Annotated in this window: 12 protein-coding genes, 2 tRNA genes and 3 rRNA genes; 1 reads left to right on the forward strand and 16 read right to left on the reverse strand. The window is 54.8% G+C overall.

Going from position 1 to position 17,647, the window contains the following annotated elements; all coding sequences use genetic code 11:
• Nucleotides 1-7: 7 nt before the first annotated feature.
• The 14 genes from birA to pepE form a co-directional block, all read right to left on the reverse strand.
• Nucleotides 8-967: a bifunctional biotin--[acetyl-CoA-carboxylase] ligase/biotin operon repressor BirA gene (birA, locus tag DCL27_RS15695; RefSeq protein ID WP_035599307.1), complete on the reverse strand. Its 960-nt coding sequence runs from the start codon at nucleotides 965-967 to the stop codon at nucleotides 8-10.
• Nucleotides 964-2,001 (reverse strand): UDP-N-acetylmuramate dehydrogenase, encoded by a 1,038-nt coding sequence (murB, locus tag DCL27_RS15700; protein ID WP_005280507.1) that lies wholly within the window; start codon nucleotides 1,999-2,001, stop codon nucleotides 964-966. The genes birA and murB overlap by 4 nt, the downstream gene beginning before the upstream one ends.
• 195 nt (nucleotides 2,002-2,196) lie before the next feature.
• Nucleotides 2,197-2,312 (reverse strand): 5S ribosomal RNA (gene rrf / locus DCL27_RS15705).
• A gap of 90 nt (nucleotides 2,313-2,402) precedes the next feature.
• Nucleotides 2,403-5,310, reverse strand: a 23S ribosomal RNA gene (locus tag DCL27_RS15710).
• Between the two features lie 161 nt (nucleotides 5,311-5,471).
• Nucleotides 5,472-5,547 (reverse strand) — tRNA-Ala (locus DCL27_RS15715).
• 54 nt (nucleotides 5,548-5,601) lie between these two features.
• Nucleotides 5,602-5,678 (reverse strand) — tRNA-Ile (locus DCL27_RS15720).
• Nucleotides 5,679-5,751: 73 nt separating this feature from the next.
• Nucleotides 5,752-7,296: ribosomal RNA gene (locus tag DCL27_RS15725) — 16S ribosomal RNA — on the reverse strand.
• The 16S, 23S and 5S rRNA genes sit together here with 2 tRNA genes alongside, the layout of an rRNA operon.
• A 375-nt stretch (nucleotides 7,297-7,671) precedes the next feature.
• Nucleotides 7,672-8,220 (reverse strand): menaquinone-dependent protoporphyrinogen IX dehydrogenase, encoded by a 549-nt coding sequence (gene hemG / locus DCL27_RS15730; protein WP_035599813.1) that lies wholly within the window; start codon nucleotides 8,218-8,220, stop codon nucleotides 7,672-7,674.
• A 17-nt stretch (nucleotides 8,221-8,237) separates the two neighbouring features.
• Entirely contained in the window at nucleotides 8,238-9,689 is a 1,452-nt protein-coding gene (gene trkH, locus DCL27_RS15735) for a Trk system potassium transporter TrkH (RefSeq protein ID WP_005290289.1), read from the reverse strand.
• 49 nt (nucleotides 9,690-9,738) lie between these two features.
• Nucleotides 9,739-10,356, reverse strand: coding sequence for an IMPACT family protein (locus DCL27_RS15740; RefSeq protein WP_005290288.1), 618 nt, complete (start codon nucleotides 10,354-10,356; stop codon nucleotides 9,739-9,741).
• On the reverse strand, nucleotides 10,356-11,687 hold the full coding sequence (gene pepQ / locus DCL27_RS15745) for a Xaa-Pro dipeptidase (protein WP_035599817.1): 1,332 nt from the start codon (nucleotides 11,685-11,687) through the stop codon (nucleotides 10,356-10,358). Before pepQ ends, DCL27_RS15740 begins: the two co-directional genes overlap by 1 nt.
• A gap of 200 nt (nucleotides 11,688-11,887) precedes the next feature.
• Nucleotides 11,888-12,589, reverse strand: coding sequence for an NAD(P)H-flavin reductase (fre, locus tag DCL27_RS15750; RefSeq protein WP_035599821.1), 702 nt, complete (start codon nucleotides 12,587-12,589; stop codon nucleotides 11,888-11,890).
• Between the two features lie 37 nt (nucleotides 12,590-12,626).
• Entirely contained in the window at nucleotides 12,627-14,117 is a 1,491-nt protein-coding gene (gene ubiD / locus DCL27_RS15755) for a 4-hydroxy-3-polyprenylbenzoate decarboxylase (protein WP_035599841.1), read from the reverse strand.
• A 129-nt stretch (nucleotides 14,118-14,246) separates the two neighbouring features.
• Complete coding sequence (pepE, locus tag DCL27_RS15760) at nucleotides 14,247-14,972, reverse strand: dipeptidase PepE (RefSeq protein WP_035599824.1); 726 nt, start codon at nucleotides 14,970-14,972, stop codon at nucleotides 14,247-14,249.
• A gap of 249 nt (nucleotides 14,973-15,221) precedes the next feature.
• Here pepE and rfaH point away from each other — a divergent pair, with 249 nt between their 5' ends.
• Nucleotides 15,222-15,713 carry a transcription/translation regulatory transformer protein RfaH gene (gene rfaH, locus DCL27_RS15765; RefSeq protein WP_228594447.1) on the forward strand — a complete coding sequence of 164 codons (492 nt, stop codon included), beginning with the start codon at nucleotides 15,222-15,224 and terminating at the stop codon, nucleotides 15,711-15,713.
• 53 nt (nucleotides 15,714-15,766) lie between these two features.
• On the opposite strand, the gene hemB is transcribed toward rfaH, so the two are convergent.
• Together hemB and tatD are read right to left on the reverse strand one after the other, a co-directional pair.
• Complete coding sequence (gene hemB, locus DCL27_RS15770; protein WP_005297183.1) at nucleotides 15,767-16,789, reverse strand: porphobilinogen synthase; 1,023 nt, start codon at nucleotides 16,787-16,789, stop codon at nucleotides 15,767-15,769.
• Nucleotides 16,790-16,804: 15 nt separating this feature from the next.
• Nucleotides 16,805-17,587 carry a 3'-5' ssDNA/RNA exonuclease TatD gene (gene tatD / locus DCL27_RS15775; RefSeq protein WP_035599826.1) on the reverse strand — a complete coding sequence of 261 codons (783 nt, stop codon included), beginning with the start codon at nucleotides 17,585-17,587 and terminating at the stop codon, nucleotides 16,805-16,807.
• Nucleotides 17,588-17,647 lie beyond the last annotated feature (60 nt).

Here is a 17,647-nt window from a genome sequence, read left to right on the forward strand (position 1 = left end):
TCGCCACTCAACCGGCCCGCAATGAAATCTCACCACCGATAAAAGGGGTCACCACTCCGTCCCGCTCCAATAATAATGCCCCTTGAGCATCGATACCGCGGGCAATACCATGAATGGTCTGCTCGCCAATCAGCAACCGTACCGGGCGATCGATAAAGTTATCCAGCGCACGCCAGCGCGCAATAAATGGCGCCAAGCCACGTAACTCAAACTCGGTGAGCGTGGCACGCAACCGTCCTAGTAGGCAGGCGACCAGACGATTACGATCGATAGTGACCCCCACCTCTTGTAGGTTGATCCACTGCTGATCGACCACGTTAGCGTCAGGATTACGCATCATCAGATTGATCCCGGCACCGATCACGATATTCGCCGCATCACCGGTCTTTCCCGTCAACTCGACAAGGATCCCGGCTAGCTTACGATCGTTGAGGTAAAGATCATTCGGCCACTTTACCTTTACCCCATCAGCACCCAGCTCACGCAGCACCTCGGCCATCACAATACCGATAACCAAGCTTAACCCCATCGCCGCAGCGGGCCCTTGTTCCAGCTTCCAATACATGGAGAGGTAAAGATTCGCACCAAAGGGAGAAAACCACTGACGTCCACGACGACCACGCCCAGCTTGTTGGTATTCGGCGACGCAAGCATCGCCAGATTGCAGCTCGCTGATGCGATCTAATAAGTACTGATTGGTTGAGTCGACTACCGGTAATACGGTCACCCTAGCATGTGGCAACTGGGCTGTGATCGCCTCAGCGCTCAGCAACTGCATCGGTGTGGGCAGGCAGTAACCTTTTCCAGGGACGGTAAAGACATCAATACCCCAATCACGTAGCGTCTGGATGTGTTTATTGATCCCGGCGCGACTCATCCCCAGTGACTCACCAAGGTGCTCACCGGAATGGAAGTCGCCGTCGGACAGTAAGGCGATCAACTTCAACGGAACCGTAATATCTCTCATGCTAGCACCCCCACTGCATCCACCTCACCCTGAGCAGAGATAAAACGTACCTCCGGCTCTAACCAGACAGCGAAAGTCTCGCCGACGCGCTGACGTACATGGCGCGCTAACGCAATCATATCGGCGGCGGTCGCATGCTCTTCATTGATCAAGACCAACGCTTGCTGGCGATGTACTGCCGCACCGCCGATCCGCCATCCTTTCAGGGCGCAACGGTCAATGAGCCATCCCGCAGCCAGCTTGACTCGGCCATCAGGCTGAGGGTAGTAAGGCATCTGTGGATACTGCTGACGAATCGCTAAGGCTGTCGCCTCCTCCACCACGGGATTCTTGAAAAAACTCCCCGCATTACCGCTCTGCGCGGGATCAGGGAGCTTGCTTCGCCGCATCTGACAAACCGCATCGAACACCGCTCGCGGCGTTACCGTAGCTACATCGAGACGCGCGAGATCACCATAACTCAGATGCGGCTGCCAGCACTTGTTCAGGCGTAAGCCTACCGCGATGATCGCATAGCCATCACGGTAACCATGCTTAAAGATACTCTCACGGTAGCCGAAGGCACACTCATCGGCTAACAGGCGTTGCTGATCGCCGTTGCGTAGATCCAGCACATCCACATACTCACAGACATGCTGGAACTCGACACCGTAGGCACCGATATTTTGAATCGGGGCCGACCCAGCACAACCGGGGATCAGGGCAAGATTTTCGAGACCAGGCATCGCGTGATCGAGCGTATAACGCACCAAGTCATGCCAATTTTCACCCGCACCGACATGCAGATGCCAGCTTTGCGCCTCCTCGCGTACTTGGATGCCAAGAATACGATTAAGGATCACGCAGCCGGCAAAATCTTCCATCAGCAGGACGTTGCTCCCGCCGCCTAAGATCAGAACAGGTTGTTGGCGCGCCTGCGCCGACTGCCATTGCATGAGCAACGCAGCAGCGCTATCCGCCTGCACGATCCGCTCAGCCTGAGCCGGCAAAGCAAAGGTGGTATATTCACTAAGTGATGTAAGGGGCTTGGACATGAAACGACTATCTCATCCTGACTAAACAGACTCTAGTCTACCCGATTATCAGCGACAAACCGTGGATAAATCATCGCAGGCGAGGAAATCCGCCTCGTATAGGTAAGGTCGAGACGGTAAGAGACGGTAAGAAACGACAGAAACAGAAAAAGAAAAAGCCCCACGCATCAGCGTGGGGCTTTTTCTCTATTTGATGCCTGGCAGTTCCCTACTCTCGCATGGGGAGACCCCACACTACCATCGGCGCTACGGCGTTTCACTTCTGAGTTCGGCATGGGGTCAGGTGGGACCACCGCGCTATCGCCGCCAGGCAAATTCTGTTTCACCAACCGCCATTCAGGCCATCGGTTCCAATCTTGAACAAGCTAAATTCGTCTCTCTAAAAACACCTTCGGTGTTGTAAGGTTAAGCCTCACGGATCATTAGTACTGGTTAGCTCAACGTATCGCTACGCTTACACACCCAGCCTATCAACGTCTTAGTCTTAAACGTTCCTTCAGTGGACTCAAGGTCCAAGGGAAGACTCATCTCGAGGCAAGTTTCGCGCTTAGATGCTTTCAGCGCTTATCTCTTCCGCACGTAGCTACCGGGCAATGCAATTGGCATCACAACCCGAACACCAGCGGTGCGTCCACTCCGGTCCTCTCGTACTAGGAGCAGCCCCTCTCAATCTTCCAACGCCCACGGCAGATAGGGACCGAACTGTCTCACGACGTTCTAAACCCAGCTCGCGTACCACTTTAAATGGCGAACAGCCATACCCTTGGGACCTACTTCAGCCCCAGGATGTGATGAGCCGACATCGAGGTGCCAAACACCGCCGTCGATATGAACTCTTGGGCGGTATCAGCCTGTTATCCCCGGAGTACCTTTTATCCGTTGAGCGATGGCCCTTCCATTCAGAACCACCGGATCACTAAGACCTGCTTTCGCACCTGCTCGAGCCGTCACTCTCGCAGTCAAGCTAGCTTATGCCTTTGCACTAACCTCCTGATGTCCGACCAGGATTAGCTAACCTTCGTGCTCCTCCGTTACTCTTTGGGAGGAGACCGCCCCAGTCAAACTACCCACCAGACACTGTCCCTATCCCGGATTACGGGACCAGGTTAGAACATCAAACATTAAAGGGTGGTATTTCAAGGTCGGCTCCATGCAGACTGGCGTCCACACTTCAAAGCCTCCCACCTATCCTACACATCAAGGTTCAATGTTCAGTGTCAAGCTATAGTAAAGGTTCACGGGGTCTTTCCGTCTTGCCGCGGGTACACTGCATCTTCACAGCGAGTTCAATTTCACTGAGTCTCGGGTGGAGACAGCCTGGCCATCATTACGCCATTCGTGCAGGTCGGAACTTACCCGACAAGGAATTTCGCTACCTTAGGACCGTTATAGTTACGGCCGCCGTTTACTGGGGCTTCGATCAAGAGCTTCGCCTTGCGGCTGACCCCATCAATTAACCTTCCAGCACCGGGCAGGCGTCACACCCTATACGTCCACTTTCGTGTTTGCAGAGTGCTGTGTTTTTATTAAACAGTTGCAGCCAGCTGGTATCTTCGACTGGCTTCGGCTCCATCCGCGAGGGACTTCACCTACATGCCAGCGTGCCTTCTCCCGAAGTTACGGCACCATTTTGCCTAGTTCCTTCACCCGAGTTCTCTCAAGCGCCTTGGTATTCTCTACCTGACCACCTGTGTCGGTTTGGGGTACGATTCAGTGTTATCTAGAGCTTAGAGGCTTTTCCTGGAAGCAGGGCATTAACCACTTCAGCACCGTAGTGCCTCGTCATCACGCCTCAGTGTTAGAGATAACCGGATTTGCCAGGTCATCACACCTACACGCTTAAACCGGGACAACCGTCGCCCGGCCGGTCTAGCCTTCTCCGTCCCCCCCTTCGCAATAACACCAAGTACAGGAATATTAACCTGTTTCCCATCGACTACGCCTTTCGGCCTCGCCTTAGGGGTCGACTTACCCTGCCCCGATTAACGTTGGACAGGAACCCTTGGTCTTCCGGCGAGCGGGCTTTTCACCCGCTTTATCGTTACTTATGTCAGCATTCGCACTTCTGATACCTCCAGCAGCCCTCACAGGCCACCTTCACAGGCTTACAGAACGCTCCCCTACCCAACAACACATAGTGTCGCTGCCGCAGCTTCGGTGCATGGTTTAGCCCCGTTACATCTTCCGCGCAGGCCGACTCGACCAGTGAGCTATTACGCTTTCTTTAAATGATGGCTGCTTCTAAGCCAACATCCTGGCTGTCTGTGCCTTCCCACATCGTTTCCCACTTAACCATGACTTTGGGACCTTAGCTGGCGGTCTGGGTTGTTTCCCTCTTCACGACGGACGTTAGCACCCGCCGTGTGTCTCCCGTGATAACATTCTTCGGTATTCGTAGTTTGCATCGGGTTGGTAAGTCGGGATGACCCCCTAGCCGAAACAGTGCTCTACCCCCGAAGATGAGTTCACGAGGCGCTACCTAAATAGCTTTCGGGGAGAACCAGCTATCTCCCGGTTTGATTGGCCTTTCACCCCCAGCCACAAGTCATCCGCTAATTTTTCAACATTAGTCGGTTCGGTCCTCCAGTTAGTGTTACCCAACCTTCAACCTGCCCATGGCTAGATCACCGGGTTTCGGGTCTATACCTTGCAACTAGACGCCCAGTTAAGACTCGGTTTCCCTACGGCTCCCCTATTCGGTTAACCTTGCTACAAAATATAAGTCGCTGACCCATTATACAAAAGGTACGCAGTCACACCCCGAAGGATGCTCCCACTGCTTGTACGTACACGGTTTCAGGTTCTATTTCACTCCCCTCGCCGGGGTTCTTTTCGCCTTTCCCTCACGGTACTGGTTCACTATCGGTCAGTCAGGAGTATTTAGCCTTGGAGGATGGTCCCCCCATATTCAGACAGGATAACACGTGTCCCGCCCTACTCATCGAACTCACAGCTGTGCACCTTCGTGTACGGGGCTATCACCCGGTATCGCGCGACTTTCCAGACGCTTCCACTAATGCACAAACTGATTCAGGTTCTGGGCTCTTCCCCGTTCGCTCGCCGCTACTGGGGGAATCTCGGTTGATTTCTTTTCCTCAGGGTACTTAGATGTTTCAGTTCCCCTGGTTCGCCTCGTTAAGCTATGTATTCACTTAACGATAGTGCAACGGATTGCACTGGGTTTCCCCATTCGGACATCGCCGGCTAATAATGCTTCATATCAGCTCACCGACGCTTATCGCAGATTAGCACGTCCTTCATCGCCTCTGACTGCCTAGGCATCCACCGTGTACGCTTAGTCACTTAACCTCACAACCCGAAGGTGTTTCACTTCGTGCTGCAAGCATTTGAGAGACTCTCGAATCACTTATTAAAAGCAATTCGATTGTTTTCGAATTTTCAGCTTGTTCCAGATTGTTAAAGAGCAAAATATTTCACAACATGCTGATTTCTCAGTATGTTCTGAAATATGGTGGAGCTATGCGGGATCGAACCGCAGACCTCCTGCGTGCAAAGCAGGCGCTCTCCCAGCTGAGCTATAGCCCCATGACTTTACTGCCGATACCTTATTACCCGCTCCGCTTCACCCAGGAAGGGAGTTGGTAGGCCTGAGTGGACTCGAACCACCGACCTCACCCTTATCAGGGGTGCGCTCTAACCACCTGAGCTACAAGCCTGCATAAGGTATTTGCTCGTTGACATTTACCAGACAATCTGTGTGAGCACTACACAATATTTCGTATCTTCAGGTAAGGAGGTGATCCAACCGCAGGTTCCCCTACGGTTACCTTGTTACGACTTCACCCCAGTCATGAATCACAAAGTGGTAAGCGCCCTCCCGAAGGTTAAGCTACCTACTTCTTTTGCAACCCACTCCCATGGTGTGACGGGCGGTGTGTACAAGGCCCGGGAACGTATTCACCGTGGCATTCTGATCCACGATTACTAGCGATTCCGACTTCATGGAGTCGAGTTGCAGACTCCAATCCGGACTACGACGTACTTTATGAGGTCCGCTTGCTCTCGCGAGGTCGCTTCTCTTTGTATACGCCATTGTAGCACGTGTGTAGCCCTACTCGTAAGGGCCATGATGACTTGACGTCATCCCCACCTTCCTCCAGTTTATCACTGGCAGTCTCCTTTGAGTTCCCGGCCGAACCGCTGGCAACAAAGGATAAGGGTTGCGCTCGTTGCGGGACTTAACCCAACATTTCACAACACGAGCTGACGACAGCCATGCAGCACCTGTCTCAGCGTTCCCGAAGGCACTCCCGTATCTCTACAGGATTCGCTGGATGTCAAGAGTAGGTAAGGTTCTTCGCGTTGCATCGAATTAAACCACATGCTCCACCGCTTGTGCGGGCCCCCGTCAATTCATTTGAGTTTTAACCTTGCGGCCGTACTCCCCAGGCGGTCGATTTAACGCGTTAGCTTCGGAAGCCACGCCTCAAGGGCACAACCTCCAAATCGACATCGTTTACAGCGTGGACTACCAGGGTATCTAATCCTGTTTGCTCCCCACGCTTTCGCACCTGAGCGTCAGTCTTCGTCCAGGAGGCCGCCTTCGCCACCGGTATTCCTCCAGATCTCTACGCATTTCACCGCTACACCTGGAATTCTACCTCCCTCTACGAGACTCTAGCTTGCCAGTCTTGGATGCAGTTCCCAGGTTAAGCCCGGGGATTTCACATCCAACTTAACAAACCGCCTGCGTGCGCTTTACGCCCAGTAATTCCGATTAACGCTTGCACCCTCCGTATTACCGCGGCTGCTGGCACGGAGTTAGCCGGTGCTTCTTCTGTAGGTAACGTCAATTGCACGTGCTATTAACACGTACACCTTCCTCCCTACTGAAAGTACTTTACAACCCGAAGGCCTTCTTCATACACGCGGCATGGCTGCATCAGGCTTGCGCCCATTGTGCAATATTCCCCACTGCTGCCTCCCGTAGGAGTCTGGGACCGTGTCTCAGTTCCAGTGTGGCTGGTCATCCTCTCAGACCAGCTAGGGATCGTCGCCTAGGTGAGCCATTACCTCACCTACTAGCTAATCCCATCTGGGTTCATCTGATGGCATGAGGCCCGAAGGTCCCCCACTTTGGTCTTGCGACGTTATGCGGTATTAGCTACCGTTTCCAGTAGTTATCCCCCTCCATCAGGCAGATCCCCAGACATTACTCACCCGTCCGCCGCTCGTCAGCGGAGAAAGCAAGCTTTCTCCCTGCTACCGCTCGACTTGCATGTGTTAAGCCTGCCGCCAGCGTTCAATCTGAGCCATGATCAAACTCTTCAATTAAAAGCTTGATGCTCAAAGAAATTAAACTGTTTATTCGTAATGAATTAACTGCTGTCACTCTTCAAGACTTTAAATATTTTGGCATTCCGAGGAATGCTTAATACGAATCTTGCGAGTGCCCACACAGATTGTCTGATAATTTGTTAAAGAGCGTCGCCGCGAGAACTCGTTAAGTTGTCGTCGGCGTTGGCTGCGTATATTACGCTTTTCGCCCGCAGAGTCAAGCATTTATTTTTGCTTTCTCTGCCTGACTGGGCGACGTTGTTGTCGTTGTTCCCGGTCAGTGGTGGCGCATTATAGGGACTTCTCACGAGGTGACAAGTCTTAATTTTAAAAAATCTGCCGTTCGATTTATTTTTCAACAAATTTGATAAATTAGACGGTAGCTTTCGCGGATTCGTCCACAAAATGAGCAAAATCGCGTGCAAAATGGTCAACCTGCTGCCAGTCGGTATATTCGATCTCTTTCGTCGTATCCGTCTCGCCGCCAGTCATCTTCATAATCATCTTAATCATCACGCGATCTAGCCAACCATAGCGGGGATAACGCAATGCGCCCGCAAAGACGACACATTGTGTCGGTTGCCAAGGCGTCGCCAATAGAAACTTACGCGTATAACCATTGGTCTGCGGCGTCCGCTTTTCCGGTTTACGCGCCGTCAGGTTAATAGCAAAGAAGGCACTCGGCATGGTATTCAGTTGCTGAGCATGACGCTGAGCGAAACGGTACAATGTGCGAGGGAAGTGGCCATAACGCACCGCGGCCCCAATCGCGACGGCTTGATAAGCGCACAGATCGATATCTGCCGCCTGATCGAGATCTCGCAGCTCACATTCCAGCGTCTCGCTCATCGCCGTCACGATCGCCGTCGCGATGGCCTTGGTTTGCCCGTCATGGCTCGAGTACAGCACTAAGGTTTTCATACCTGACCCCTATTCCATCAGTTGCGCCAGAAGGTTGGCGTAAAGAGTACCAATAATGTAAAGACTTCCAAGCGGCCAAACAGCATGGTGACCACCAATATCCATTTAGCGGCATCATTCATCGAGGTAAAGTTATCGGCCACAACCCCGAGGCCGGGCCCAAGGTTATTCAACGTGGCCACCACCGCGGCAAACGCAGAGAAGTCATCCACTCCCGTCGCGATAATTGCCAGCATGCTGATGATAAAGACCAACGCATAAGCAGAGAAGAATCCCCATACGGCCTCCAAGATCCGCTCTGGTAAGGCGCGGTTACCCAGTTTGATGGTGTAGACCGCGTTAGGATGTACCAGACGTTTCAACTCACGCGACCCCTGCAAGAACAGAAGAAGAATACGGATAACCTTCAGCCCACCGCCCGTAGAACCGGCACAACCGCCGATAAACGCGGAACAGAGCAGCAAGACCGGTAGGAACAGTGGCCACTTGGCGATACTGTCAGTAGTAAACCCCGCGGTGGTGGCCATCGAGACGACCTGGAAGAAGGCCTGATTCACCGTTTGCCAACCGCTGGCATACACATTATGTAGCCATAGCACCAGCGTACATACGCTGACCAGCGTCAGTTGTACCACGATAAACATGCGAAACTCTGGGTCGCGCCAGTAGACCTTGGGGCTCCTTCCGCTGAGGAAGGCAAAATGCAGGCTGAAATTACAGCCAGAGATCAGTAAGAACACCGCGATGATGGTGTTGATGGTCGGGCTATTAAAGTAACCGATACTGGCATCATGGGTCGAAAAGCCGCCGATGGCGATGGTTGAAAAGCTGTGCGAGATAGCGTCGAACACATCCATTCCTGCCCCCCATAATGCGATGGCACAGGCGATAGTCAGCATCACATAGATCAGCCACAGGGTTTTCGCCGTCTCGGCAATGCGCGGCCGCATCTTATTATCTTTCAACGGTCCCGGCATCTCGGCCCGGTAAAGCTGTAGGCCACCGACGCCCAGGATCGGCAAGATGGCCACCGCCAACACGATGATCCCCATCCCCCCCAGCCATTGCAGCATCTGGCGGTAGAACAGTATCGCTTTGGGTAGCGAGTCCAAACCGACCAACGTGGTCGCCCCGGTGGTCGTCAACCCCGAGAATGATTCGAAGAAGGCATCGGTGACGCTGAGATTGGGGCGCTCAGAAAAGAGGAAGGGCAGCGCCCCGACACTCCCTAGCACAGTCCAAAACAACACGACGATAAGAAAACCTTCGCGTGGCTTCAGCTCGTGCTTCTGCTTACGCTGCGGCCACCAGAGCAGCAGGCCGATCCCGAGGGCGACGAAAAAGGTTTCCACAAAGGCGCGCCCGGCACCATCGCGATAGATGAGTGCCACCAACCCGGGAATAAACATAGTACCGGAGAAGAGAATAACCAGTAGGCCGACGATGCGAATGATGGCGCGAAAATGCATCCAGAAACATTCCTTGCTCAATGAGAACTCAATAACGGGAGAGCGCGGATTATTGCGAAGTTACCTGCAATTGCAATGCACCACGGCTGATGTTGCGGAGTTTCTCGCCGACCTCATCCTGACGGCCACACGGTAAACTAAGCTGCAGCATCACCTGTGCAGTGAACGAGCTACCCTGCACATGACCGCCGGCCTGCTCCACGATCCCTTCAACCTGCGCCAACTGGGCATAATCGCAACACAGGGTATAGTCCACCATCGGCACCCGCTGTTGGCAATGGAGCGCCTGCAACGCCTGCTGAACGCCGCTGCCATAGGCTCGGACCAGACCGCCCGTCCCCAGCTTGATCCCTCCGTAATAGCGCACGACTACCGCACAGATCTCTCCCACGCCGCTGCCCATCAGTTGGGCCAACATCGGCTTACCCGCCGTACCGGATGGCTCACCATCATCCGAGAACCCCAGTTGCTGAGTATCATCCGGCGCACCGGCCACAAATGCCCAACAGTGGTGGCGCGCATCGGGATGATTACGCTTTGTCTCCTGGATGAAGGCCTTCGCCGCCTCGACGCCCGGCGTATGAGCCAGCAACGTAATGAAGCGGCTTTTCTTAATCTCCTCGCAGACACTGACGGCCTGCGCAGGAATAGGGTACGGCTGTAACATCAGGCGAGATGCAGGTCGCGCGTCATGTTCTCTACGCCATTCGCATGGAAGATCACGTTATCTTCAATACGAATACCGCCATAGGGACGCAACGCCTCGATACGACGACGGTCGAAGTGATGGCCAAACTCACCCTCCAGCCACGGCGCCAACAACGTATCGATGAAATAAAGCCCCGGCTCGATGGTCATCACCATGCCTGGCTCCATGATGCGCGTACACCGCAGATAAGGATATTGCGCCGGCGCGGCCAGATGTGTCCCTTGCTCATCCTGCATAAAACCCGCGACATCGTGCACCTGCAGCCCGAGCGGATGCCCCAGGCCATGCGGCATAAACGGCGTGGTCAGCCCTTGCGCTACCGCTGCCTCATCGCTAATACCGGTCAGAATGTGATGCTGACGCAGAATCGCCGCCAGACGCTGATGGAACTGTAAATTATAGTCGCTATAGCGCACACCGCAGCGCAGGGTGGCGATCAGCGCCTGCTGTGCCTGATTAACGTCGGCAACCAGGGCGGCAAAGTCACTCTGCGCCTGTGCGGCGTAAGTTCGAGTCAAATCTGCGGCATAACCATTGAACTCCGCACCGGCATCGATCAGGAAACTCTGGATCTCGGCGGGGGCCCGGCGCTCTAAATGGGTATAGTGTAGGACAGCGGCATGCTGATTGAGGGCGACGATGTTGTCATAAGGGACATCGTTGTCGCCCTGCCCCGTCGCACTCAGATAAGCCAGGTTGATATCGAATTCACTCATCCCCGCACGGAAAGCCTCGAGCGCCGCCTGATGGCCGTCTACCGCGATCCGCTGCGCCTCACGCATACAAGCCTGCTCATACTCGCTCTTATAGGCACGGTGGTAATGCAGAAAATCCAGCACTGCTTGGGGATTCAGATTGGCCTCACTGATCCCTAGCGCCCGCGCCCGCTCACTATTCGGCCCAATATAGGCCACATTGTGACGCTCGCTTGGCAGTAGCGCGCCGATCTCATCGACCTGGCGCAGCGCCGTCATCTCCACCTGTTCCGTCCAGAAGGCCTGAGGAAGCGGAGAGACGCTATGCCAATAGTCTAATGGCGAATAGAACCATAGCTTAGGTTTATTGACGCCGTCGACCCACAGCCAGCTATGCGGCACCTGTGTCACCGGGACCCAGGCCTTAAAGTGCGGATTAACTTTAAAAGGGTAATCTTGATCATCCAGAAAGCGGCCAAGCGGTTCGCCAGAATGGATCAGTAAGCCATCCAGATTATGACGTTCCAGAATGGTGCGTGCGCGCTGTTGCAGTAGCGCGAGGTGCTTCGTGTAGAGCGAGGCCAAGGTATCCATGTCATTACCCTTTACAGACGTCGAATAGTGCCCATCTTAGCATAGGGTAGTGCACAAAATCCCCTCGCGGCGACCCGGCTAAAGAGGCGGCAATGCCCGAGATGCAGAGAGGGCGATGAGAGTGATACGGGGCAAAAAGCGGATCACGCTACCCCGCATCGCCATGAGCGGCAGACGTCCTACGTCTCCCGCTTGCTCGATCAGATAAACGCGAATGCGTCGCCGTAAATATGCTCCGGGTTAGCTTCCCGTTCATTACAGAAACGCTCACGGGCGATCTTCGCCATCTCGAAACGACCGGCGATATAGATATCGTGTTCGGCCAGCGAGCCGTAGTCTTGCATCACCGCGCTGATCACCGTCCCCGTTCGCCCCGCCCAGTCGGCCTCCGGCTGCTCTACCGTCGGGATGACCCGGAGATTCGGGTAACGCTCGCTCAGCCGCGATAACTCGTCCAGATCGTACAGATGCTTCAGTTCACGCCCCCCCCAATAGAGGGCAATCTCACGCTGCGGGTGTTGCGCCAACGCCATCAGCAAGATCGAACGGGTATAAGAAAATCCGGTTCCGCCGGCAATCAACACCAGAGGACGCTGACTATCCTCGCGCAGCCAGGCGTCACCGTGGGGCATATCGACACACAGCTCCCGATCGCGCAGGATACGATCCATGACCGCCATGGCGTAGAGATTCAATTCCGATGCGCCGATATGCAGTTCGATGCAGTCGCTCTGTAACGGTGTGGACGCCATGGAGAAGGGACGTTTATCCCGCTCATCCATCACCACCATCAGATATTGGCCGGCGCGAAAAGCGACCGCCTGCTCAGGCACCAGACGCACGCGATACACGGTATCCGTAATGGCATCTACTGAAGTAACTTTACAGCTCAACATTGTCATGTGATTACTCTATCGGCTCATGCGCACAGCGTTGAAACTACTGTGCATCCTCATCATCGTTAGCAAAAATGTTCAACTCGTTCCAAATGGCGTCGACTCTCTCCCGTACACGCTCATCCATCACGATGGGTCTCCCCCACTCCCGCTGTGTCTCTCCCGGCCACTTATTGGTCGCATCCAGCCCCATTTTCGAGCCTAAACCGGATACCGGAGAAGCAAAGTCCAGATAATCAATCGGGGTATTTTCCACTAATAGCGTATCACGCGCTGGATCCATTCGTGTCGTCAATGCCCAAATCACATCCTGCCAATCGCGGGCATTGATATCATCGTCACAAACAATCACAAATTTGGTGTACATAAATTGGCGAAGGAATGACCACACGCCCATCATCACCCGCTTAGCATGGCCAGGATACTGCTTTTTCATCGTCACCACCGCCATGCGGTAGGAGCATCCCTCAGGGGGGAGGTAAAAGTCGACAATCTCGGGAAACTGCTTCTGCAAGATGGGAACGAAGACCTCGTTCAGCGCCAGACCTAACACCGCAGGCTCATCCGGTGGCCGTCCGGTATAGGTCGAATGGTAAATCGGCTGTTCACGCCGGGTCAGATGAGTGACGGTAAAGACCGGGAAACGCTCCACCTCATTGTAGTAGCCGGTGTGGTCTCCATAAGGCCCCTCAGGAGCCAACTCACCCGCCTCGATATACCCCTCCAACACGATCTCGGCGCTGGCGGGCACCTCCAGATCGCAGGAAAGACACTTCACCACTTCACTCTTATGGCCGCGTAGCAAACCGGCAAACGCATACTCTGAAAGGGTATCCGGTACCGGCGTCACCGCAGCCAGCAGTGTCGCCGGGTCAGCCCCTAACGCGACCGCGACGGGAAAGCGCTCCCCGGGATGCGCCTGACACCACTCCTGAAAATCTAGCGCCCCGCCACGATGCGAGAGCCAGCGCATGATCAGTTTATTCTTACCCAATACCTGCTGACGATAGATCCCCAGATTCTGGCGGCTCTTATGTGGCCCCCGCGTCACCGTCAGCCCCCAAGAGACCAAGGGAGCGACATCTTCCGGCCAGCAATGCATCACCGGCAATGTCGCCAGATCAACCTCATCGCCTTGATAGACGCGCTCTTGGCAGGGCGCCTTGCTCAGACGCTTGGTCGGCATATTTAAAATCTGCTTAAACTGAGGCAGCTTATCCACCAGATCGCGGAACCCCTTCGGCGGCTCGGGCTCCTTGAGGAAGGCCAGGAGTTTCCCTACGTCGCGTAGCGCACCCACCTCCTCCTGCCCCATCCCTAACGCCACCCGTTGCGGTGTACCGAACAGGTTACATAACACGGGAATGTCATAACCTTTCGGATTTTCAAACAATAAGGCTGGCCCGCCGGCACGTAGGGTACGATCGGCGATCTCGGTCATTTCCAAATAGGGATCGATAGGGTGTTGGATACGTTTTAGCTCACCGCGCTGTTCGAGCAACTCGATGAATTCACGCAAGTCACGGTATTTCATGGCATTCTTATAGATTCGGGTGAAGAGCACATTATAAGCGTTCTTCACCCGACTTGCTGCACTTTTGTTACAAACAGGTAACTCATGCAGAGAAAAAGAGCCGCCAGACGATGCGCCTCAAACCTTCACTTAGCGGCAGTGGAACGGCACCAACGACGCGAGCGCCTGAGTATCGTGGTACTCACGAGCCTCTTCGCCATGGCGGAAGACCTTATAGCCCTGCGCCTTAGCACTATAGTATTGCAGCGTCTCGCCGCTGACATGCAGCAGACTTCCCTCACGCAACGCAATCACCGACTCGCTGGGGTTTACCGCACAAAACTCAGCGATGCGCTCATCACGGGTTTCCCCCATATGGCCACTGAGGTGCGCGTCGATATAGTGTGGATTAATCTGCACCGGGAACAGCCCCAGCGATGGTAACACCACGCTGTTGCGTACCGGCATATCATTGGTCGTACGGATGCTCGGTGTGGCCACGTTACAACCGGCGCTCCAGCCGATATAAGGGATCTCACGCTCACGCACCGCCCGTTGGATCGGCACGACCAAACCATTCTCATGTAGCATCTGGTTCAGCACCCAAGTATTACCACCGCTGACCAGGATACACTCAGCCTCTTCCAACGCCTTCACCGGATCGGCGTGATGATGGATGCTCTCCACCTTGATACCCAACGAATGCTCCAGCTCGGCGGCGCGAGCATCATAGCCGCTACGGATCAACGCATACGGGATCAATAATGCCCGGCGGATCTTCTTCTCCAGTAGCATCGACTGGATCATCCCTTTAGCATAACCCAGCAGTTCAGACTCACCGGATACTTTGCCATTACTCAGTAAAAATAACTCCATGATTTCCCCCGAGGTAAAGCGCCGACGTCGCAACACCGTCCGATAAACAGGCGCCGACGTCGCGCAGCAATTTTTCCCGGCCTTTATAACCAAACATAAAATTTATTGATGTGATCTTATGCCGACCTCGGGTAAAAAACCGTGTAAAAGGCACGATTTGGCGAGCAAATACCCTCACACGGCGCCGAGTCACTTCTGCCCGCGCCGCGAGATATGATAGGCTGCAACGCGTGAGAGGAGTATGACAATATGGAAGCGTGGTATCTGTTGTATTGCAAACGGGGACAATTAGAGCGGGCGCGTGAGCACCTGACACGTCAGGCGATCCCCTGTGTGACCCCGATGATCGCCTTGGAGAAAGTCGTGCGCGGTAAACGTACTCAGGTACAGGAACCGATGTTCCCCAACTATATGTTTATCGAACTCGACCCGGAGCGTATCCACACGACGACGGTGCAATCGACGCGCGGCGTGAGCCACTTTATCCGCTTCGGCAAGCGGCCCGCTACTGTACCGTTTCGTGTCATCAAGCAATTGATGACGGCCCCGATGGCAACGGCTGCCGCCCCACAAACGCCGATGCCTGGCGATAGGGCCCGTATCCTGCAGGGAGCCTTCAGCGGACTTGAGGCGATTTATCGTGAGAGCGACGGCGAAAAGCGCGCCATCCTGCTCCTGAATCTCCTTAACCAAGAAGTGAGTCAGTCAGTGGACAACGGCGACTTTGAGAAGATCCTCTAGTCTCGCCAATACGTTTGAGGCCCGCCTAGGCGGGCCTCGTCATATCACATCACTCAGCGATTCATCTCAGCGTCGTGCAGCCATTGGGCCACCCGCTTAGCGAAGTAAGTCAGTACGCCATCCGCACCGGCACGCTTGAAGCACAGCAGCGACTCCATGATCGCCGGCTGCTCCTGCAACCAACCATTCTGGATGGCGGCCATGTGCATGGCATACTCGCCAGAGACTTGATAGGCAAAGGTCGGTACGCCGAAAGTATCCTTCACGCGACGGACTACATCCAGATAGGGCATCCCCGGCTTGACCATCACCATGTCGGCCCCTTCTTGCAGATCCTGCGCCACTTCCTGCAACGCCTCGTCACCGTTGGCCGGATCCATCTGGTAGTTCTTCTTATTGCCCCCCTTCAGGTTCGCAGAAGATCCCAGTGCGTCGCGGAATGGGCCGTAATAGCACGAAGCATACTTAGCGGAGTAGGCCATGATCTGGGTATTAACCAGCTTCTGGCTCTCCAACATGTTACGAATAGCGCCGATACGGCCGTCCATCATGTCGCTCGGTGCCACGATATCGGCACCGGCTTCAGCATGAGATAATGCCTGACGAACCAGGATCTCTTTAGTGATATCGTTGACGACATAGCCATCCTCATCGATCACCCCATCCTGACCATGGGTGGTGAACGGATCCAGGGCGACGTCGGTTAAGATCCCCAACTCCGGCACCGCATCCTTCAGCGCACGTACCGCACGTTGTACCAGACCGTCGGCGTTATAGGCCTCTTCGGCATACAACGACTTCTTCTCCGTCCCCACAACCGGAAACAGCGAGAGAACCGGGATCCCTAATTTGGCAATCGCCTCCGCCTCGCGCACCAACACATCGATGGTCATGCGCTGCACACCCGGCATCGAAGAGACGGCTTCCTGATGGTTATTCCCCTCCATCACAAATACGGGGTAGATCAGATCGTCGACCGTCAGTACGTTTTCAGCGCATAGACGGCGGCTGAAATCGTGCCGGCGCAAACGGCGCAGGCGGCGCCCCGGAAAGGCACCTGGGAATGCATAGCTCACGGTAATCTCCTTTACTTATGCCAGTCGAAATAGTCGACGGGCATTGTCTTCGGTCACCTGCCGCAGCCAGCTGGCATCCTGTTGTCGCCAGCGAGCCGCCTGCTCTACGATGTGGGGCAAAAAGCAGGGTTCATTACGCCGCGACGTCGGTTTAGGTGCTAAATCGCGCGGCAATAAATAGGGGGCATCCGTCTCCAGCAGTAAACGCTCGGCGGGGATGTGCGGCAGCAATGCCCGCAACGCCAAGCCCCGCCGCTCATCGCAGATCCAGCCGGTAATGCCGATATATAGCCCCAGCGCCAGGCACTCCTCCAGCTCTTCACGCGTACCGGTAAAACAGTGCACGACCGCACCAGGGATCTGCGTCAGCCAGGGGCGCAACAACGCGATAAAGCGTGGATGCGCCTCACGGCAGTGGAGAAATAACGGTTTCGACACACGGGCAGCCAGACTCAGTTGAGCCTCAAACGCCGCCTCTTGTTGCGCCGGAGGTGAAAAGTTGCGAGCAAAATCCAACCCACACTCCCCAACCGCCACCACCGAAGGCTCACTAAGCAAGCGCGCTAACTCCGCGGCACTATGCTCTCCCCAGCTCTGCGCCTCATGGGGATGAACCCCCGCTGTCGACCAGCAAAACCCGGGATAACGCTGTGCTAGGCGATACGCCTGAACACTCTCTGCCAGATCGGTCCCGGTAATAATCATACCATTTAACCCGACCTGACGAGCGCGAGCAACCACCTGGGGCACATCTTGGGCAAACTGGCTACTGGTCAGATTGACCCCGATATCCAACATAAGCAGGCTCCTTGTGATAATGAGCGTGCGAGGCTCGGCGCAAAAACAAACAGGCCGCCC

This window comes from Edwardsiella tarda ATCC 15947 = NBRC 105688, assembly GCF_003113495.2.
GTDB lineage: Bacteria > Pseudomonadota > Gammaproteobacteria > Enterobacterales > Enterobacteriaceae > Edwardsiella > Edwardsiella tarda.